The sequence below is a fragment of the Streptomyces sp. NBC_01013 genome (assembly GCF_045162765.1).
Lineage (GTDB): Bacteria > Actinomycetota > Actinomycetes > Streptomycetales > Streptomycetaceae > Streptomyces.
On record NZ_CP108687.1, the window covers coordinates 2,373,888 to 2,394,175 of the forward strand.

General features: G+C 71.1%; 17 protein-coding genes. 6 read left to right on the forward strand and 11 right to left on the reverse strand.

The features are described from left to right. Positions 1-26: 26 nt before the first annotated feature. Entirely contained in the window at positions 27-155 is a 129-nt protein-coding gene (locus tag OG538_RS10080) for a hypothetical protein (RefSeq protein ID WP_406092216.1), read from the reverse strand. A 579-nt stretch (positions 156-734) separates the two neighbouring features. Between OG538_RS10080 and OG538_RS10085 the strand changes: the two genes are divergently transcribed. From OG538_RS10085 to OG538_RS10100, 4 genes are all read left to right on the forward strand, one after another. Beyond that, a complete protein-coding gene (locus OG538_RS10085) occupies positions 735-1,307 on the forward strand; it encodes a CDP-alcohol phosphatidyltransferase family protein (RefSeq protein WP_406092218.1) in 573 nt (190 codons plus the stop codon). Continuing rightward, positions 1,304-2,164: a phosphatidate cytidylyltransferase gene (locus tag OG538_RS10090; protein ID WP_406092220.1), complete on the forward strand. Its 861-nt coding sequence runs from the start codon at positions 1,304-1,306 to the stop codon at positions 2,162-2,164. Before OG538_RS10085 ends, OG538_RS10090 begins: the two co-directional genes overlap by 4 nt. Then, positions 2,164-3,369, forward strand: a complete 1,206-nt coding sequence (locus tag OG538_RS10095; protein WP_406092222.1) for a lysophospholipid acyltransferase family protein — start codon at positions 2,164-2,166, stop codon at positions 3,367-3,369. The genes OG538_RS10090 and OG538_RS10095 overlap by 1 nt, the downstream gene beginning before the upstream one ends. A 158-nt stretch (positions 3,370-3,527) precedes the next feature. After that, complete coding sequence (locus OG538_RS10100) at positions 3,528-3,998, forward strand: DUF1877 family protein (RefSeq protein ID WP_406092224.1); 471 nt, start codon at positions 3,528-3,530, stop codon at positions 3,996-3,998. A gap of 101 nt (positions 3,999-4,099) precedes the next feature. Here OG538_RS10100 and pruA read toward each other — a convergent pair whose 3' ends face one another. Continuing rightward, positions 4,100-5,731 carry an L-glutamate gamma-semialdehyde dehydrogenase gene (gene pruA / locus OG538_RS10105; RefSeq protein WP_406092226.1) on the reverse strand — a complete coding sequence of 544 codons (1,632 nt, stop codon included), beginning with the start codon at positions 5,729-5,731 and terminating at the stop codon, positions 4,100-4,102. Between the two features lie 38 nt (positions 5,732-5,769). Continuing rightward, a complete protein-coding gene (locus tag OG538_RS10110) occupies positions 5,770-6,696 on the reverse strand; it encodes a proline dehydrogenase family protein (protein WP_406092228.1) in 927 nt (308 codons plus the stop codon). Positions 6,697-6,885: 189 nt separating this feature from the next. Between OG538_RS10110 and OG538_RS10115 the strand changes: the two genes are divergently transcribed. Further along, a complete protein-coding gene (locus OG538_RS10115; RefSeq protein ID WP_406092230.1) occupies positions 6,886-8,025 on the forward strand; it encodes a PucR family transcriptional regulator in 1,140 nt (379 codons plus the stop codon). Positions 8,026-8,152: 127 nt separating this feature from the next. Here OG538_RS10115 and OG538_RS10120 read toward each other — a convergent pair whose 3' ends face one another. After that, complete coding sequence (locus OG538_RS10120) at positions 8,153-8,632, reverse strand: carboxymuconolactone decarboxylase family protein (RefSeq protein WP_406092232.1); 480 nt, start codon at positions 8,630-8,632, stop codon at positions 8,153-8,155. A gap of 47 nt (positions 8,633-8,679) precedes the next feature. Between OG538_RS10120 and OG538_RS10125 the strand changes: the two genes are divergently transcribed. After that, positions 8,680-10,098, forward strand: coding sequence for a PLP-dependent aminotransferase family protein (locus OG538_RS10125; RefSeq protein ID WP_406092234.1), 1,419 nt, complete (start codon positions 8,680-8,682; stop codon positions 10,096-10,098). A 142-nt stretch (positions 10,099-10,240) separates the two neighbouring features. Here OG538_RS10125 and OG538_RS10130 read toward each other — a convergent pair whose 3' ends face one another. The 7 genes from OG538_RS10130 to OG538_RS10160 form a co-directional block, all read right to left on the reverse strand. Next, positions 10,241-10,801, reverse strand: coding sequence for a hypothetical protein (locus OG538_RS10130; RefSeq protein ID WP_406092235.1), 561 nt, complete (start codon positions 10,799-10,801; stop codon positions 10,241-10,243). Between the two features lie 317 nt (positions 10,802-11,118). Next, positions 11,119-11,712, reverse strand: coding sequence for a TetR/AcrR family transcriptional regulator (locus tag OG538_RS10135; protein ID WP_406092237.1), 594 nt, complete (start codon positions 11,710-11,712; stop codon positions 11,119-11,121). Between the two features lie 78 nt (positions 11,713-11,790). Further along, on the reverse strand, positions 11,791-13,383 hold the full coding sequence (gene serA, locus OG538_RS10140; RefSeq protein WP_406092239.1) for a phosphoglycerate dehydrogenase: 1,593 nt from the start codon (positions 13,381-13,383) through the stop codon (positions 11,791-11,793). 274 nt (positions 13,384-13,657) lie between these two features. After that, on the reverse strand, positions 13,658-14,659 hold the full coding sequence (gene ilvC, locus OG538_RS10145) for a ketol-acid reductoisomerase (protein WP_406092241.1): 1,002 nt from the start codon (positions 14,657-14,659) through the stop codon (positions 13,658-13,660). Between the two features lie 107 nt (positions 14,660-14,766). Beyond that, positions 14,767-15,294 carry an acetolactate synthase small subunit gene (gene ilvN, locus OG538_RS10150; protein WP_136329340.1) on the reverse strand — a complete coding sequence of 176 codons (528 nt, stop codon included), beginning with the start codon at positions 15,292-15,294 and terminating at the stop codon, positions 14,767-14,769. Positions 15,295-15,317: 23 nt separating this feature from the next. Next, a complete protein-coding gene (locus OG538_RS10155) occupies positions 15,318-17,174 on the reverse strand; it encodes an acetolactate synthase large subunit (RefSeq protein ID WP_406092243.1) in 1,857 nt (618 codons plus the stop codon). Positions 17,175-17,391: 217 nt separating this feature from the next. After that, complete coding sequence (locus OG538_RS10160; protein WP_406100046.1) at positions 17,392-20,160, reverse strand: putative bifunctional diguanylate cyclase/phosphodiesterase; 2,769 nt, start codon at positions 20,158-20,160, stop codon at positions 17,392-17,394. Positions 20,161-20,288 lie beyond the last annotated feature (128 nt).

The window sequence follows — 20,288 nt, forward strand, 5'->3', positions numbered from 1 at the left end:
GGCCCACGGCTGAGTGCCGGTGCGGCTCAGTGACCGGTGGAGCCGCCGTTGTCCCTGCGGTCGAGGGCGCGCTGCAGGGCGGCGGCGGCATTCTGCCGCTCCGACTCGGTCGGGCGGTGGGTGTGGCGGACGCGGCGGACAGTGGTCTGGGCCATGGTGGATCGACTCCTTGAGATCGCGAGGATTTCGAGATCGAAAAACGTGAACGTGATGTCGAGATCAGGGATTTCGAGGTGCCGGAAGGGGCGGGGAGCAGACGCCGCAGGGGTTGCCTGCTTCGGGGCGCGCGCTCACGACCGCCAGTCGCTTGATCTAGCGAGACGTTCGGCTCTTACAAAGCTAAGGCAGCCAGGCCGGTCTGTCTCCACAATTACTCGGACTTCCTACTATCTGAGACGGAGGTTTACGCGCGCTCACCTCCCACTCACTCTCAGCTGCCTGATGAGCGCCCGGCCGGCGAGAGATCGCACCGGCTCAGGGGTGTGACACGGCCCACCGGCCACATCGGCCGCTCCGGTGCGAGAACGGTGCTCGCGACCGTGTCCGGTGCTCCTTCCAGGGACGGCTCCGGCATGCTCGCCCCCTGATTCGCGCGAGGAATCGCCACCTGATTCGCGCGGGGATTCGCGCGGGCGCGTAGGCGAGACGTCCTCCCCGTGCCCCCGGGGTACTCAGCAGTCGTTTGAGTACCTGACCCGTGTCGAGGAATGGTGCGGAGCAAGAGAGTTGACCCCATGAACGGCCTCTACGCTCTCAAGCCCTGGTACGCGGACCGGCTCGCCGGTGTCCGCGCCGCACTGGTCCGCCGTGAGGTGTCGCCAGACACCCTCACCGCCGCCGGCGTGGTCTCGGCGGCCGGTGCCGCTGCCGCGCTGGCCTGGCTGCCCACCGGGCTCGCCGCGCTTCCGGTCGCCGTGCTGCTCGCGGCCCGGCTCGCCTTCGCCAACCTGGACGGGGCCCTGGCCCGCGACACGGGCCGCACGACCCGGCGCGGTGCGGTGCTGAACGAGCTCGGGGACCGGGTCGCGGACCTGGTCGTCCTGGCCGGCTTCCTGGCACTCGCCCCGCTGTGGCTGGTGGCGGTGGCCGCGCTCGCGGCGACGCTGCCGTCCTGGGTCTCTCTGGCCGGCGCCGCGGCAGGTGCTTCCCGGCGCAACGGAGGACCGGTCGGCAAGACCGAGCGCTGCCTGCTGGTGGTGGTCGCGGCGGCGAGCGGCTGGGTCGTACCGGTACTGATCGTGATCGCCGCCGGTTCGCTGCTCACGGCGGTGCTCCGGCTGGCCGGCCTGTGGAAGGAGCTGGCATGAGCGCCGTACTGATCGCCGAGGAGGCGGCCGCTCGGGCGGTGCCGCTGGTCGCGGGTGTGCTGGGGGCGGGCGGGGTGGCGGTCGCGGTCCTGCCGTCGAAGGTACGGATGCGGGCCGAGCTGCGCAGGCGGTGGCGGACCTGGGCGCTGGTCGCACCGGTCTTCCTGGGGGCGTACTTCCTGGGCGGCGGCGGTACGTACGCCCTGGCCGCGGGGCTCGGAGTGATCGCGGCGAGCGAGTTCGTCCGGATGGCGGGGCTGCGGCGTGGCGACCATGCGGTGCTGGCGGCGGCCGCGCTCGCCCTCCCGGCGCTGGCCTGGCTGGCACCGCACCTTTTGGACCTGCGGGTGGCGGCGCTGCTGCTGATCGCCGCCGCGCTCCCGTCCGTGCTCGCGGGGGACGACCGGACCGGTTTCACCCGGACCGCCCGGACGGCGTTCGGGCTGCTGTGGATTCCCGTCGCGCTGACGGGCCTGGTGACGCTCGGCGAGACCGCTGTGGCTGTGGGCCTGGCGGTGGCGCTCGGCGATGTCGGCGCCTGGTGCGGCGGTACGGCCCTGGGCCGGCGCGGCCCGCTCGCACGGCCGCTGTCGCCGCTCTCCCCCAACAAGACCTGGGCGGGCGTGCTCGGCGCGGCCGTCGCCACGGCCGTACTCCTGCTCGTACTCGGCGAGTTCAGTCTCCCGCTCTGGGCCGCGGTGACGGGCGGCTGTGTGCTCGGCGACCTGATCGAGTCCATGGTCAAGCGCGAGTCCGGAGTCAAGGACGCGGGCAGCTGGCTGCCCGGCTTCGGTGGCCTGCTCGACCGGATCGACTCCCTGCTGGTGGCCCTTCTCCTGGCGACGGTGATGACGTGATGAGTACGCTCCTGAACCTCCCCGCCCGAGCCGTGCTCCCGCGCCGCTCCCGCGTCGGTGCCGCGCTCCGGCGCGGACTGTGGTGGGGCGTGCTCAGCATCACCGGCGGGGTCGAGCGGCGGGGCCGGCTGCCGCGCGGCGGCTGTGTGGTGGTCGCCAACCACTCCTCGCACGCGGACACCGCCGCGCTCCTCGCGGCACTCGACGCCCGGCACAGCCCGGCGATCGGGGCGGCGGCCGACTACTGGTTCGCCTCCCCGTGGCGGCGGCGGATCTGCCGCAGGCTGGCGGCCGGCTTCCCGGTGCGGCGCGGCGGCGGCGGGATGGAGGACCTGCTCACGATGGCCGGTGAGCTGCGGGCGGGCCGGGCGGTCGTGCTGTTCCCCGAGGGCACCCGGGCGCAGGACGGTGCGCTGGGCTCCTTCCACCGGGGCGCGCTGGTCCTGGCGGAGGAGGCGGGGGTGCCGGTGGTGCCGGTGGGGATCGCCGGTACGGACCGGCTGCTGCCCAAGCACGGGCGCCTGCGCTCGGCGCTGGTCCGGGTGACGATCGGTGAACCGCTGCCGTCGGCCGTGACCCCGGAGCAGGCCCGCGACGCGGTGGTGGCGCTGCACACGCGTACGGTCGCCGAGCCGCTGAGGGACTCCGCGACGCGGCGGCGGGTGGCGGCGGTCGTCGCCTCGCGCTGGGGTGTGCCGCTGGCGTTCTGCTGGGCGTTCGCGGAGGCGCTGAGCTGGCCGCTGATGCCGGAGCTGCTGCTGGGCGCGGTGTGTGTGGCGGTGCCGCGCGCGGCCCTGAAGATGTCCCTGGGCGCGCTGGCCGGCAGCCTGGCCGGCGGTCTGCTGGCCCTGCACCTGGCGTCGGCCGGCGTGCACCTGCCCGCCCCGCTGACGACGGACCGGATGCGGGCGGAGGTCCGGCACGAACTGGCCCTGGAGGGCGCGTCCGCGGTGCGCCACCAGCCGTGGAACGGCATCCCGTTCAAGGTGTACGGCGCCGAGGCGGGCCGCGCGGAGGTACCTGTGCCCGACTGGCTCACCGCGTCGGCGGCGGCCCGTGGCTCACGCACGCTGACGGTGGGCCTCGCCTTCGCCGGTTTCGGTCTCCTGATGCGCCGCCACCGCCGCCACTACGGTCGCTACCTTGCGTTGCTGGGCGGCGGGTTCGCGGCGGGGCTGGCGTTGATCGTGCACGGCTGGGCCTGACCGCGACACCCGTTCGGCCCCGCCGGCTGACAGCCCGGCAGGACATCGGTCGGTGGGAGAGCCACGACCACCGGAACCCGCTACGCGTATCCATGTCAGTGGTCGCCCCTACTGTTCGGAAGCAGAGGCTGGGACGACAGCCCGGGGGAAGGACAACGATGAGTTTCAGCATGCAGGCGCGGGCCGTCCCGGCCCCTGGGCTGCCGCGGGACTTCGTGGGGGTGTCGGCCGTCTTCGCCGATACGGACGACGAGCTCGACCGCCTCGCGACGGATCTGCACATATCCAAGGACTTCCCCACGGTGCACGAGCTCTGCCTCCTCGCACCGCCGGACCACGGCAGCCGCGAACTCCCGGTCTTCGGCGGGACCGTTCATGAGGATCCGGCCGGAACCGAGGCGCCGTCAGTCACACTGACGGCCGCACAGGTGCGCGAGGTGGTGGAGTTCCTCCGCAGCCACCCGTTCGACGGACTGTGGGACGCCGCCGCCGGCGGCTTCACCGCGCACTGGGGCATGCCGGAACCAGAGGTCCGCGCCGTCCTCGCCGCCCACTTCCGCCGGGTGGTCGACTTCTACGAACGCACGGCAGACGCGGGCGACGCGGTGGTCAAGCGGTTCCTGTACTGACCGCACCCGCCCGAAAACGGAAACCGCCCCCCGGCCGGCAGGGGAACCGGTCGGGAGGCGGAGTTCGTGGCGGGGTGCCGGAGGGCGGCGCCCCGGGGGTGTCAGCCCTGGTGGGGGTAGGTGTACTCGGTCGGCGGGACCAGCGTCTCCTTGATGGCCCGGGTCAGGGTCCAGCGCTGGAGGTTCTGCGGGGCGCCCGCCTTGTCGTTCGTACCCGAGGCACGGCCGCCACCGAAGGGCTGCTGGCCGACGACGGCACCGGTCGACTTGTCGTTGATGTAGAAGTTGCCCGCGGCGTACCGCAGCTTCTCCATCGTGTACGCGGCCGCGGCGCGGTCGTTCGCGATGACGGAGCCGGTCAGGGCGTAGTCGGAGACCGACTCCATCTGCGCCAGCATCTCGTCGAACTTCTCGTCCTCGTAGACGTGGATCGCGAGGATCGGGCCGAAGTACTCGGTCGTGAAGACCTCGTTCTCGGGGTCGCTGCACTCGATGACGGTCGGGCGGACGAAGTAGCCCACCGAGTCGTCGTACGTGCCGCCGGCGATGATCGTGCACGCCGGGTCGGCCGCGGCACGGTCGATGGCGGCCTTGTTCTTCGCGAAGGCGCGGTCGTCGATGACGGCACCCATGAAGTGCGACAGGTCGGTGACGTCGCCCATGGTGATCGAGTCGACCTCGGCCGCGAACTTCTCCTTGAAACCGGAGTTCCAGATGGAGGCCGGGACGTAGGCACGCGAGGACGCCGAGCACTTCTGGCCCTGGAACTCGAAGGAGCCACGGGTCAGCGCGGTCTTCAGGATCGCGTGGTCGGCCGACGGGTGGGCGACGACGAAGTCCTTGCCGCCGGTCTCGCCGACGAGCCGCGGGTAGGTGCGGTAGTTGGCGATGTTGTTGCCGACCGTCTTCCACAGGTGCTGGAAGGTGGGGGTCGAGCCGGTGAAGTGGATGCCGGCCAGGTCGCGGTGGTTCAGGGCCGCCTCGGAGACGGCGATGCCGTCGCCCGTCACCAGGTTGATGACGCCCTTGGGCAGGCCGGCCTCCTCCAGGAGCTGCATCAGCAGCACGGCGGCGTGGGTCTGCGTGGGGGACGGCTTCCAGACCACCACGTTGCCCATGAGGGCGGGGGCGGTGGGCAGGTTGCCCGCGATCGCCGTGAAGTTGAACGGCGTGATCGCGTAGACGAAGCCCTCCAGCGGGCGGTGGTCCATGCGGTTCCACACACCCGGGGAGTTGGCCGGGGGCTGCTCGGCCAGGATCTGGCGCGCGTAGTGCACGTTGAAGCGCCAGAAGTCGACGAGCTCGCAGGGGGTGTCGATCTCGGCCTGCTGGGCGGTCTTGCCCTGGCCGAGCATCGTGGAGGCGGCCAGCGTCTCGCGCCAGGGGCCGGAGAGCAGCTCGGCGGCGCGCAGGATGATGGCGGCGCGGTCGTCGAAGGCCATCGCGCGCCAGGCCGGGGCGGCGGCGAGGGCGGCGTCGATCGCGTCCTGCGCGTCCTGCTCGGTGGCGCCGGCGAAGGTACCGATGACGGCCTTGTGGTTGTGCGGCTGGACGACGTCGAAGCGCTCGCCGCCACCCATCCGCTTCTCCCCGCCGATGGTCATCGGCAGGTCGATCGGGTTCTGGCTGAGCTCCTTGAGCTTCGCCTCCAGGCGGGCGCGCTCCGGGGAGCCCGGGGCGTAGGAGTGGACCGGCTCGTTGACCGGCGCGGGGACCTGGGTGACAGCGTCCATGGTTTCCGTTGCTCCTTCAGTTGAGGGGTGGAGGGGGCTCAGCCCTTGGTGAGGATGGAGCGGCCGAAGAACAGCAGGTTGGCCGGCTTCTCCGCGAGGCGGCGCATGAAGTAGCCGTACCAGTCGGTGCCGTACGCGGTGTAGACACGCATGCGGTGGCCCTCTGCTGCCAGCCGGATGTGCTCGTCGGTGCGGATGCCGTACAGCATCTGGAACTCGTACTCGTCGAGCTTGCGGCCGGCCTTGCGGCCCAGTTCCTGGGCGATGGCGATCAGGCGCGGGTCGTGGGACCCGATCATCGGGTACCCATCACCCTCCATCAGCGTCTTGAGGATGCGCACGTACGCCTTGTCGATCTCGGCCTTGTCCTGGTACGCGACGGAGGCGGGCTCCTTGTAGGCCCCCTTCACGATGCGCACGCGGCTGCCGGCCGCGGCCAGGCGGCGGGCGTCGTCCTCGGTGCGGAAGAGGTAGGCCTGGATGACACATCCGGTCTGCGGGTGGTCCTTCCGCAGCTCCTCGTGGATGGCGAACATCGAGTCGAGGGTGGTGTGGTCCTCGGCGTCCAGGGTGACCGTGGTGCCGATCGCGGCGGCGGCCTCGACCACCGGGCGTACGTTGGCGAAGGCGAGCTCGTGGCCGTTCTCCAGCGCTTGGCCGAACATGGAGAGCTTGACGGACATCTCCGCCTTCGTGCCCAGGCCGAGCTCCTTGAGGCGGCCGACGAGCTCCAGGTAGGCGTCGCGCGCGGCGGCGGCCTGCTCAGGGGTGGTGATGTCCTCGCCGACCACGTCGAGGGTGACTTCGAGGCCCTTGTCGGCGGCGTCCTCGATGATCGGGACGACCTGCTCGACCGTCTCACCGGCGATGAACCGGTCGACGACCTGCTTCGTGCCCGGGGCTGCCGAGATGAAACGGCGCATCTTGTCGCTGCGTGACGCGGCGAGAATCACGGGACCCAGCACGGGGCACCTCCACGGAAAGTACGAACGAAGGCCGAACCACCACAAGTGCCCGATAGGGAACAGAAGCGGTACAGCACGGAGAACCACCGTGAAATCTAAGGATCCCCCCGATCCTGTGCCATCGACAGCTGTCACGCATCCGTGCCCTGGATCTCAGACATATGTCTGAAGGGGTGCGAGAATGGCCGGGTGAAGGGCGATTACCAGGAGCTGGTCGACGAGATCTCCGCGCTGCTCGGCGTCCCCGCGACGCTGGAGAACCGGGACTTCGGTCTGGTCGCCTTCGGGGCGCACGACAGCGACGACGACTCGGCGATGGACCCGGTCCGCACCCGTTCGATCCTGACCCGCCGCTCGACCCCGGCCGTCCGCGCATGGTTCGAGAACTTCGGCATCACCCGCGCGACCGGCCCGGTCCGTATTCCGGCGGCCCCCGAGGCCGGTGTCCACCGCGGCCGGATCTGTCTTCCCGTACGCCATCGGGGTGTCGTACTCGGTTACGTATGGCTGCTGGACGCCGACCCGGGGCCGACCGATCCGCAGCTGGACGCGGCGATGGACGTCGCGGCCCGGATCGGGGCACTGCTCTCCGAGGAGGCGCGGGCAGGCACGGATCTGTCCCGGGAGTTCGGCGCGGTCCTCACGGCGGGGCAGGGCTGGCAGCGCGACATGGCGGTGGCCGCGCTCAGCGAGGCGCTCGGCGCCGACGCGGAGGGTCTGCACACCGTGGTGTGCGTGACCCCGTGGCCCGACGACCCGCCGTCCGTGCGTACGGTCCCGTCGGCGGCGGCCCTGTCCGGGCTCCCTTCTCCGGGCGGTGCGGGCCCGGCGCTGGCCGCACTGGTCCGGCTCCGGTCGCACGAGGTCCTGGACCCGGCGCTCACCGCCGCCGGCCGGCTGCGCACCACCGCGGGACCGGCGGCCACCGCGGGGATCGCGGTCCCCCGCCGCGGCCTGGCGGAACTGGCCGACGCCTGGCACGAGGCGTCCGCCGCGGCACGGGCGGCCGCGGCGGAGACACGGTTCGGCCAGGTCACCGAGTGGTCGGCCATCGGCCCGTACCGCCTGCTGACCGCGCTCACTCCCGGCGCACCGCCCGACCACTCGGTCCGGCCACTGCTCACCCCGGCGCACCGGGACCTCGTCCGCACCGCCGAGGTGTTCCTGGACTGCGCGGGCCAGGCGTCCCGGACGGCGGCGGAGCTGGGCATCCACCGCCAGACGCTGTACTACCGCCTCTCCCGGGTCCAGCAGCTCACCGGACTGGACCTGAACGACGGCGAGGACCGGCTGCTGCTGCACATGGCACTGAAGGCGTCCCGGCTCTGAGCACCTCCAGGATCCACCGCGCAAGAACCGGGATGCTTCCGGAATGCCGGAGCCGAAGGCCGGGCACGAACGACCGGGCACGAACGGCCGGCCGCGACTGAGGGGCCGGCCCCGGGCGAACGGGGGGTCAGGCCGCCCGCTCGTCCGTGCCGGGCACCTTGGCGGTGGCCAGGGCGATGCGGTTCCAGGTGTTGATGGCGAAGATCAGGGCCAGCAGGCCGGCGAGTTCGGCCTCCTCGAACACCGTTGCCGCGCGGGCGTAGACGTCGTCCGGTACTCCGCCGTGGGAAACCAGGGTGACGGCCTCCGTGAGCGCCAGCGCGGCCTGCTCCTCACCGGTGAAGAAGTGCGCGGCCTCCCGCCAGACCGCCACCATGTGCAGCCGCTCCTCGCTCTCCCCGGCCTTGCGGGCGTCGGTGGTGTGCATGTGCAGGCAGTACGCGCAGCCGTTGAGCTGCGAGGAGCGGATCTGCACCAGTTCCACCAGTGCGGGATCCAGGCCCTGACGGGCGGCTGCGTCAAAGCCGATGAGGGCCTTGAACGCCTTCGGGGCGGCCTTGGCGAAGTTGATCCGAGGGGCGTGGAGTGCTGCTTCGTGGTTCGTCATGTCCTCTACGTTAGGAGCCGGAAAGACCTGGCATAGGGTGCATTTTCATGTCAGATTCATGGGTCAATTCCGCGGAGCGGATCGGCAGTGACCTGCTCCTCGACCTGGCGGGCCCGGGCAGCCGGCGGGCCGTCCTCATCCGTGCGCTGCGCGACGCCGTGCGGGACGGCAGGCTGGCCCCCGGCACCCGGCTGCCGCCCTATCGGTCGCTTGCCGCCGATCTCGGCCTGGCCCGCAACACCGTCGCCGACGCCTACGCCGAGCTGGTCGCGGAGGGCTGGTTCACCGCCCGGCAGGGCTCCGGGACCCAGGTCGCCCGACGCACCGCACCCGTGGCCCCCGCCCGTGTACCGAAGACGCCGCCGCACAGGCCGGCCGGCCCCGCCCACGACCTGCGCCAGGGCAAGCCGACCCCCGGTTCCTTCCCGCGCACCGCCTGGCTCGGCGCCGCCCGGCGCGCCCTGCACGCGGCGTCCGACGAGGCCTTCGGGCCCGGCGACCCCCAGGGAAGGATCGAGCTCCGGCGGGCCCTGACGGACTACCTGGCGCGCTCACGCGGCGTGCGTACCACCCCCGAACGGATCGTGATCTGTTCCGGGTTCGCCCATGGGCTGCGGCTGCTGTTCGGGGGCGGCGTGCTGCGCGGCCCGCTGGCCGTGGAGTCGTACGGGCTCGGTTTCCACCGGTCGGTCCTGGAGGCCGCCTCGGTGCGCACGGTCCCGCTGACGCTCGACGAGCACGGCGCGCGCGTCGACGAGCTGACCGGACTGCCGGGTGTGCGGGGCGTCCTGCTCACCCCGGCCCACCAGTTCCCCACCGGTGGGCCACTGCATCCGGAGCGGCGCTCGGCCGTCGTCGACTGGGCCCGCGGCCGGGGCGGACTGGTCCTGGAGGACGACTACGACGGTGAGTTCCGGTACGACCGGGAGCCGGTGGGTGCCGTGCAGGGGCTGGACCCGGAGCGGGTCGTCTATGCGGGCTCGGTCAGCAAGAGCCTCTCACCGGCGGTCCGGCTGGGCTGGATGGCGCTCCCGCACCACCTCGTCGAGCCCGTACTGGCCGCGAAGGGCGAGCGTGAGGCCTGGGCGAGCGTGCCGGATCAGCTGACCCTCGCCGAGCTCATCGATTCGGGGCACTACGACCGCCATGTCCGCCGGATGCGCCAGCGCTACCGCGGCCGTCGTGACCAGCTCGTCGCGGCCCTCGCCGCCCACGCCCCGCACATCACGCCCACCGGCATCGCCGCCGGACTGCACGCCGTCCTGCGACTGCCGCCCGGCACCGAGCAGTCCACGGTCAAGGCTGCCGTCTGGCAGGGACTCGGTCTCGACGGACTCGGCGCCTTCCGCCATCCGGCCGCGACGACGCCGGTCCCGGACGGCCTGGTCGTGGGGTACGCCTCCCCGCCGGACCACGCGTTCACCGCGGCGCTGGAGGCGCTCTGCCGGGCGCTGCCGCCGGCGTGACCCCGGGCGGGTCGGCGGGTCGGCGGGTCGGCGGGTCGGCGGGTCGGCAGGTCGGCAGGTCGGCAGGTCGGCAGGTCGGCAGGTCGGCAGGTCAGGGTGCTGGCGGGTCGACGGGTCGACGGACCGGCCGGCCGGACAGGGCCTACATCCAGGACGGCGGGGCGGGCGCGACGATCGGCCGGTCGCTGACGACGGCGGCCATGACGAGGGGGGCGTCGCCGTCGCTCCGGCCGACGCTCACTCCCACCCAGCGCCCCTGCGCGGACACCGGCCCCCATACCGCGAGGTCGCCGTAACAGTCCTCATCGAGCAGCGCCTCGAAGAGCGGCGGCACCGCTTCCACCTCCTGCCGCAAAGGAGACGACGTATCGCTGGCGTTCTCCTGCCGGAGGAGCAGGACGTGGACGGCCACCTGATGGTGGGCGCCCCAGCGGCCCTCCAGTTCCTTGACGAGTGAGGCCAGCTGCGCCTCGGCCGCCTCCTCCGCGTGGTCCCACCCGGCGCCGTCCGCCTCGTCGAGGCGTTCGCTCTCCCAGAGCGGGGCGATCCGGAAACCCTCGCCCGCGGTCACCGTCCACTCCCCCGTGCCCCGCTCGCCCTCGGCCACCGTCGGCCCGGCGGCCGGCAGCGGTGCGGCCAGCAGCGCCTCGATGTCGGCGACGGCCCGAGCGAGGTGGAACGTCTCTCCGGCCCGGGCGCTCACAGCGCGGCCCGGCCCGTCAAACGCGGGCCGGGGCACCCGCCCGGCTCCTGAAGCCGCACCATGCCGCGTGTCAACGTCCGCCTCCGTCAACGCAGTTGCAGATCACACTCGCCGAGCACCTCAAGGGCTGTCCCGTCATCCCTGGCGGGTGCACGGCGACAGCTACGGTACCTCGCGGCGGTGCCGGAACACCCGAGCACATCCAGCACGGGGGTGTTGCCCCTCAGCCCTGCGGTGCACCGCATCTGACGCCGCGCACCGATCCGCCAGGGATGACGGGGCAGTCCTGAACGCGAAGGGCCTCAACGCGACGGGCCTCAAGGCGACGGGTTGCGGCCCTCCAGGACCGCCTTCAGCCCGTCCGTCAGATCCTGGGCCGAGGGCGCCGAGTCGCGGTCCATCATCCACTGGACCATGACCCCTGCGAGCAGCGCCTGGCAGAACAGGCCGGCTACCCGCGCCTTCTCGGGATCGGCCTCCGGGTCGATGCCCAGCATGTTCTCCGCCAGCCCGTTCCGGCCCTCGCGCTGCGGGCCGGCCAGGGCCTTCTGCAGTTCGGGGTCGGTGTCGATCCTGGAGATGACCTCCATCTGGAGCTGCCAGACCGAGCGGGTCTGCTCGTAGCTGCCGATCACCCGCTCCCAGGTCTCGCGGAACTGGTCGAGCGGCACCCGGGACTCGTCCTCGCCGTCGGCGTCCCCCTCGGGTTCATTGGTCAGCACGTCGCCCCACTCCTCCGTCACCTTGATGAAGGCGAGGTTGAGCAGGGCCTCCTTGGAGCCGTAGTGGTAGCCGATGGACGCCAGGTTCGTACCGGAGGCGGCAACGATGTCGCGTGCCGTCGTCCGGGCGTACCCCTTCTCCAGCAGGCAGCGCTTGGCGCCTTCGAGCAGATCCTCACGATGTCCCATGACAGCAGCGTACCCGGCACGCAGACGTTCGTGTAAGACACACGTCTAGATGCCGGGCACGGAGGCTGCGGGACGGACTCAGTCGGTCAGGTTCACCGAACGGGCCGAGGCCGCACCGATCTCGGCGGCGATCTCGGCAAGCACCGACGCCGGGACGTCGTCGTCGACCGTGAGGACGACCAGCGCCTCGCCGCCCACGTCGGCCCGGGAGACCTGCATGCCCGCGATGTTCAGACCGGCCTCACCCAGGATCTTGCCGACCGCGCCGACGACGCCGGGGCGGTCGTCGTAACGCAGGACCACCATGTGGTCGGCGAGCGCCAGGTCCACATCGTGCTCGCCGATGGCGACGATCTTCTGGAGGTGCTTGGGGCCGGCCAGCGTGCCGGAGACCGCGACCTCCTCACCGCCGGACAGCGTGCCGCGGACGGTGACCACGTTGCGGTGGTCGGGCGACTCGGAGCTGGTGGTGAGGCGGACCTCGACACCGCGCTCCTGCGCGAACAGCGGGGCGTTCACATACGACACGGTCTCGTCGACGACGTCCTCGAAGACGCCCTTGAGGGCGGAGAGTTCGAGCACCTTCACGTCGTGCTGGGTGATCTCGCCGTACACCTCGACGTCGAGACGGGCCGCGACCTCGCCCGCGAGTGCGGTGAAGATCCGGCCGAGCTTCTCGGCGAGCGGCAGTCCGGGACGGACGTCCTCGGCGATGACGCCGCCCTGGACGTTGACCGCGTCCGGCACGAGCTCGCCGGCCAGTGCGAGGCGCACCGACTTGGCGACCGCGATGCCCGCCTTCTCCTGGGCCTCGTCGGTGGAGGCGCCCAGGTGCGGGGTGCAGACGACCTGGTCGAACTGGAACAGCGGGGAGTCCGTGCAGGGCTCCTTCGTGTACACGTCCAGGCCGGCGCCCGCGACGCGGCCCTCCTTGAGGGCGGAGGCCAGCGCCTCCTCGTCGACGATGCCACCGCGCGCGGCGTTGACGATGCGCACCGAGGGCTTCACCTTGTGCAGCGCCTCGTCGCCGATCAGGCCGAGCGTCTCCGGGGTCTTGGGGAGGTGCACGGTGATGAAGTCGGAGACCTCCAGCAGCTCGTCCAGCGAGAGGAGCTTGACGCCCATCTGCGCGGCACGCGCCGGCTGGACGTAGGGGTCGTACGCGACGATCTTCATGCCGAAGGCCGACATGCGCTGGGCGACCAGGACGCCGATGCGGCCGAGGCCGACGACACCGAGGGTCTTCTCGCTCAGCTCGACGCCGGTGTACTTGGAGCGCTTCCACTCGCCGTTCTTGAGGGCGGTGTTGGCCTGGGGGATGTTGCGCGCCGTGGCGACGAGCAGGCCGCAGGCGAGCTCGGCGGCGGTGACGATGTTGGAGGTCGGTGCGTTCACGACCATGACGCCGGCCTTGGTGGCCGAGGAGACATCGACGTTGTCCAGACCGACGCCCGCGCGGGCGACGACCCTCAGCTTCTTCGCGGCGGCGATGGCCTCGGCGTCGACCTTGGTGGCGGAGCGCACCAGGATGGCGTCGACATCGGCGATCGCGGGGAGGAGCTCGGCGCGGTCGGCGCCGTTGCAGTGCCGGATCTCGAAGTCCGGTCCCAGGGCGTCCACCGTGGCGGGCGACAGCTCTTCAGCGATGAGTACGACAGGTTTCGAGCTCACGTGAGTCCTCACAGATCCAGTGCGGACGGCCGTCCCGACGGCCGCAGGCGGTGGAGGGGCTTGCCGCGTGGAAGACGCACGACACTGTGGGCCTGACGCGTGTATGTGTGGAGAAGTGTAGTCATGCGCGAGGACGCATTCTGCGCCCCGTTGGAAGGATCACCCACATGAGGCTGGACGACTTGTACACACGTACGACGCCGCCTCTTCCAGCGGGTGAAGCAGGGCAGATGCCCGGGGGGCGGGTCCAGGACCCGCCCCCCGGGCATCGGTGTTACGCGTCCTCGTCGTTGACCCAGCTCATGAGCTTGCGCAGCTCACGGCCGGTGGTCTCCAGCAGGTGGTCGCTGTCGGCCTTCTTGTACTCGTTGTACTTGGGCAGACCGTTGTGGTATTCGGCCATCCAGGCGTTGGCGAAGGTGCCGTCCTGGATCTCGGTGAGGACCTTCTTCATCTCGGCCTTGGTGGCGTCCGTGATGATCCGCGGGCCGGTGACGTAGTCGCCCCACTCGGCGGTCTCCGAGATCGACCAGCGCATCTTCTCCAGGCCGCCCTCGTACATGAGGTCGACGATGAGCTTCAGCTCGTGCAGGCACTCGAAGTACGCGATCTCCGGCTGGTAACCGGCCTCGGTCAGGGTCTCGAAACCGGCCTTGACCAGGGCGGCGGTGCCACCGCAGAGGACGGCCTGCTCACCGAACAGGTCGGTCTCGGTCTCCTCGGTGAAGGTCGTCTTGATGACGCCGGCGCGGGTGCCGCCGATGCCCTTGGCGTACGAGAGCGCGAGCTCCAGGCCCTTGCCCGAGGCGTCCTGCTCGACGGCCACGATGCACGGAACGCCGCGGCCCTCCTCGTACTGGCGGCGGACCAGGTGGCCCGGGCCCTTGGGGGCGACCATGCAGACGTCGACGCCGGCCGGCGGCTTGATGAAGCCGAAGCGGATGTTCAGGCCGTGGCCGAAGAACAGCGCGTCGCCGTCCTTGAGGTTGTCCTTGACGGACTCCTCGTAGACCTGGGCCTGGATCGGGTCCGGAACCAGGATCATGATCACGTCGGCTTCGGCGGCGGCCTCGGCCGGGGTCACCACGCGCAGACCCTGCTCCTCGGCCTTGGCCTTGGACTTGGAGCCCTCGTGCAGACCCACACGGACGTCGACACCCGAGTCGCGCAGCGACAGCGCGTGGGCGTGGCCCTGGCTGCCGTAGCCGAGAACCGCGACCTTGCGGCCCTGGATGATGGACAGGTCGGCATCGTCGTCGTAGAACATCTCGGCCACTGGGTCTTCTCCTTGGTGTGCAGGTGTTGCGTCCCACCGTACGGCGGGGTGCGTCAGTTACGTTTTCGGGTCTCGCCATGCGAGCGGCGCGGCGGGCCCGGAATGATTTATGCCGTGCGGTCGAGGGCGCGCAGCGACCGGTCGGTGATCGAGCGCGCTCCGCGTCCTATGGCGATGGTTCCGGACTGGACGAGCTCCTTGATGCCGTACTGCTCCAGCATCTTGAGCATCGCCTCCAGCTTGTCGGCGCCGCCGGTCGCCTCGATCGTGACGGCCTCCGGGGAGACGTCCACGGTCTTTGCCCGGAACAGCTGGACGATCTCGACGATCTGGGAGCGGGTCTCGCTGTCGGCGCGGACCTTCACCAGGACGAGCTCACGCTGGATCGCAGCGGACGGCTCGAGTTCGACGATCTTCAGGACGTTGACCAGCTTGTTGAGCTGCTTGGTGACCTGCTCCAGGGGCAGGTCCTCGACATTCACGACGATGGTGATGCGGGAGATGTCGGGGTGTTCGGTGGTACCGACCGCGAGCGAGTCGATGTTGAAGCCGCGGCGGGAGAACAGGGCGGTGATCCGGGCGAGGACACCGGGCTTGTTCTCGACCAGGACGGAGAGCGTGTGCTTGGTGGACATGGAAGTCGGTCTCTCTCTGTCTCTCAGTCGTCTTCGTTGTCGCCGAAGTCGGGGCGGACACCGCGGGCTGCCATGACCTCGTCGTTGGAGGTGCCGGCGGCGACCATCGGCCACACCATGGCGTCCTCGTGGACGATGAAGTCGATGACGACCGGGCGGTCGTTGATCGCGTTCGCCTCGGCGATGACCTTGTCCAGGTCGGCCGGGTCCTCGCAGCGGATCGCGTGGCAGCCCATGGCTTCCGACAGCTTGACGAAGTCCGGCACCCGGGTGCCCTTGGCCGCGTTGCCGTCCGTGTCGGCGCCGGAGTGCAGCACGGTGTTGGAGTAACGCTGGTTGTAGAACAGGGTCTGCCACTGGCGGACCATCCCGAGGGCACCGTTGTTGATGATGGCGACCTTGATCGGGATGTTGTTGAGCGCGCAGGTGGTGAGCTCCTGATTGGTCATCTGGAAGCAGCCGTCGCCGTCGATCGCCCAGACCGTGCGGTCCGGCATGCCGGCCTTGGCGCCCATCGCGGCCGGGACCGCGTAGCCCATCGTGCCCGCGCCGCCGGAGTTCAGCCAGGTGGCGGGCTGCTCGTACTGGATGAAGTGGGAGGCCCACATCTGGTGCTGGCCGACACCCGCGGCGAAGATCGTGTCCGGCGGGGCGAGTTCACCGACGCGCTGGATGACCTGTTGCGGCGAGAGGCTGCCGTCCTCCGGCAGGTCGTAGCCGACCGGGTAGGTGTCGCGCCACCGGTTGAGGTCCTTCCACCAGGCGGCGTAGTCGCCGGTGTGGCCCTCGGTGTGCTCGACCTGGACCGCCTGCACGAGATCGGCGATGACCTCGCGGGCGTCCCCGACGATCGGGACGTCCGCGGCACGGTTCTTGCCGATCTCCGCCGGGTCGATGTCGGCGTGGACGATCTTGGCGTACGGGGCGAAGCTGTCCAGCTTGCCGGTGACCCGGTCGTCGAACCGGGCGCCGAGGGCGACGATCAGGTCGGCCTTCTGCAGCGCGGTGACGGCGGTGACCGCACCGTGCATTCCGGGCATTCCCACGTGCAGCGGGTGGCTGTCGGGGAAGGAGCCGAGCGCCATCAGTGTGGTGGTGACGGGCGCCCCGGTGAGCTCGGCCAGCACCTTGAGTTCGGTGGTGGCCCCGGCCTTCATGACGCCGCCGCCCACGTACAGCACCGGGCGCTTGGCCTGGGTGATGAGCTTGGCGGCCTCACGGATCTGCTTGGCGTGCGGCTTGGTCACCGGGCGGTAGCCCGGCAGGTCCATCACCGGCGGCCAGCTGAAGGTGGTCTTCGCCTGGAGCGCGTCCTTGGCGATGTCGACCAGGACGGGTCCCGGACGGCCGGAGGCGGCGATGTGGAAGGCCTCGGCGATCGTGTGCGGGATGTCCTCGGCCTTGGTGACGAGGAAGTTGTGCTTGGTGACCGGCATCGTGATGCCGCAGATGTCGGCTTCCTGGAACGCGTCGGTGCCGATGGCGGCGGACGCCACCTGCCCGGTGATCGCGACGATCGGCACCGAGTCCAGGTACGCGTCGGCGATCGGGGTGACCAGGTTGGTGGCGCCGGGGCCGGAGGTGGCCATGCAGACGCCGACCTTGCCGGTGGCCTGCGCGTAGCCGGTGGCGGCGTGGCCGGCGCCCTGCTCGTGGCGGACCAGGACGTGGCGGACCCGCTTCGAGTCCATCATCGGGTCGTACGCCGGAAGGATGGCGCCGCCGGGAATGCCGAATACCGTGTCGGCCCCCACCTCCTCGAGGGAGCGGATGAGGGACTGCGCACCCGTGACGTGCTCAACGGTGGCGGACGACGATCCGCCGTTACGGGCCCGCGGCTGGGGATGGTGGGCCCCGGTGGCCTGCTCGGTCATCGGCATTCTCTTCTCGAAGCTGAGGGTTTTTGCGAGTGTTTTGCGATGGTTTGACTGGTGCCGGTGCAACAAAAAACCCCTCGTGCCGTGAGGCAAGCGAGGGGAGCGCGTCGGTGCGGTCTACAGAGTTTCATCGAGGAACCCTGCTTCAGCCGACGCGCTTTCCAAGTACGAGAATTCGGGTGCGCATGGCATTGACCCTCTCTCCGACGCACTCGACGTGTCAAGTGGGTGGGACGGCCGTCTCACCATGTGAGCCGGTGAGCAGGGGAATCGAGCCGCCCGCGAGGACCGGCTGGACGGCCGGACTGCCGGGTACGGGGAACGCGCCGCGCACCAGGGCGCGGCGCAGCCGGTACTCGTCCAGCGCTCCGGAGAAGGCCATGCCCTGGCCGTGTGTACAGCCCATGGCGCGCAGCGCGAGGACCTGTTCGGGGACGTCGACACCATCCGCCACGGACTGCATGCCGAGGTCGCAGGCGATCCGCAGCAGCCCGCTGGTGATCTTGTGCAGCCGGGCGGACTCGACGACGCCCTCGACCAGACCGCGGTCCAGTTTCAGCACGTCGATGGGGAGTCGGCGCAGGGCGTTGATCGCGGCATAGCCGCTGCCGAAGCCGTCCAGTGCGATCCGTACACCGAGGCGGCGCAGGGCGACCAGCCGCTGTTCCAGCTCGTCGAACGAGACCCGGGGGTCACTGTCGGCGACTTCGATCATCAGGGCCCCGGACGGCAGCCCGTATCGCGTGAGGAGTGCCTCGACCGAACCGAACGGCAGCCCCTTGTCGAGCAGCCTGCGGGCGGACAGCCGGACAGCGACGGAGACGTGGTGACCGGCCCTGGCCCGGTCGGCGGCCTGCTCGACGGCCTCTTCGAGGAGCCAGCGGCCCAGCTCCGCCGTGCGGTCGCTGTCCTCGGCCACGCGCAGGAACTCGGCGGGCGTGAAGAGGATGCCCTGGGCGGAGCGCCAGCGGGCCTGTGCGGCGACGGCGGCGACGGTGCCGCTGGCCAGATGGATCACGGGCTGGTGCAGTAGCGCGAACTCGCCGTCGCGCAGGGCGGTGCGCAGCCGGGCCGCCAGCTCGGAGCGGCGCACCACCTCTGCCTGCATCTGCGGGGCGTACAGCTCTACACGGTCCTTGCCGCCGCCCTTGGCGCGGTACATGGCCAGGTCGGCGTTGCGCATGAGGTCGTTGGGGGTGATGCCGGGCTCGGCGAAGGCGACCCCGATGGAGGCGGTGACCCGGACTTCGCCGTCGCCGATGCGGTACGGCTGGGAGAGCGTGAGGCGCAGCCGGTCGGCGATCTCGTGGACCTGGTACTCGCGGGAGGCCTGGTCGCGTCCGCCGTCGCCGACGATGAGCGCGGCGAACTCGTCCCCGCCGAGCCGGGCCGCGGTGTCCCCCGCCCGGACCGACTCCTGGAGCCGGCGGGCGGCCTGGACCAGGAGCTCGTCGCCGGCCTGGTGGCCGAGCCGGTCGTTGGCCGCCTTGAAGCCGTCCAGGTCGATGAAGAGCACGGCGGTCCCCGCGTCGCCCGCGCGGCGGCCGCCGAGGGCCCGGCGGACCCGGTCCGTGAAGAGTGCCCGGTTGGGCAGGTCGGTGAGCGGGTCGTGCTCCGCGTTGTGCTGCAACTGGGCCTGCAGACGCACCCGTTCGGTCACGTCACGACTGTTGAGGATCAGGCCGCCCTGGTGACGGTTCACGGTGGACTCGACGTTCAGCCATTCGCCCGTACCGGACCGGAAGCGGCACTCGATGCGGGTGGTGGGCTCCTCGCCGGGCGGGGCCGCGAGGAACCGCCGCACCTCGTGGACCACCCGGCCGAGGTCCTCGGGATGGATGATCGAGGAGAGCTCGGCACCGATGAGGTCGTCCGCCTCGCGTCCGTAGACACCGGCGGCGGCGGGGCTGACGTAGCGGAGTATGCCGGTCGGGGCGGCGATCATGATGACGTCGCTGGAGCCCTGCACCAGGGAGCGGAAGTGGTTCTCCTTCTGGGCCAGTTCCTGGGTGAGGGCGATGTTGTCGACGAGCATGATGCCCTGCCGGACAACCAGCGCGAGCACCACCGTGCACCCAGTGAAGACCACGACGCGGTCCACCCGGCGGCCCTCGATGACGTTGTAGAGGATGCCGAGGGTGCAGACCGCCGCGGCGAGGTACGGGGTCAGTGCGGCCAGCGAGCCCGAGATGGGGCGGCTGGCGGTGCGGGGTGCGAGGCGCTGCGGGCCGGTGTCGTCCTCGTCCCGGGCGACGCCCCAGGGGGCGTACGCGAGGAGGAGCGATCCGGCGAACCAGCCGGCGTCGAGCAACTGGCCGGACTGATAGGTCTGGCGCAGCAGCGGCGAGGTGAAGAGCGCGTCGCACAGCACGGTCAGGGCCAGGGCGGCGATGGCGGTGTTCACCGCGGCACGGTTCACGCTGGAGCGCCGGAAGTGCAGTGCGAGCACCATGGAGACCAGCACGATGTCGAGCAGTGGATAGGCCAGCGAGAGCGCCGCGCGGGCCACGCTGGCGCCCTCGACGTCCGCCACGTGGGCGGTGTGGGCGAGCGCGAGGCTCCAGGAGAGCGTGAGGAGCGATCCGCCGATCAGCCAGGAGTCGAGGACCAGGCAGAGCCAGCCGGCCCGCGTGACCGGACGCTTGGCGAGGACGAGCAGTCCGACGATGGCCGGCGGCGCGAAGCAGAGGAAGAAGAGGTCGGCCGGGGAGGGGCTGGGCACCTCGACCCGTCGCACGAACTCGTACCAGCCCCATACCGCGTTGCCCGCCGCCGCCATCAGGGAGGAGAGCGAGAACAGCAGCCAGGCGGGCCGGAACCTGTTGTCCGCGGAGCGCGCGTACAGGAAGCAGGAGACGGCGGCGATCAGGGCGGCCGCGCTCAGGCCGAAGTCCCCCATGAACAGCGCGAGTCGCTCCGAGCCCCAGCCCGCGGCCGCGCCGACGGCGTATCCCGTGCAGACGAGGCCGAGGATGAAGCGGGGGACCATCGCGGGCGCCCGGTCCACGGCCTCCCGACGGGCGGGGAATGCCCCGCGGGCGCTCGCCGGGGCGCTCACCGAGGTGCCCCCGACGTCGCCGGACGGCTGCGACGCCTGCGCACCGGTCGCGCCGCCGG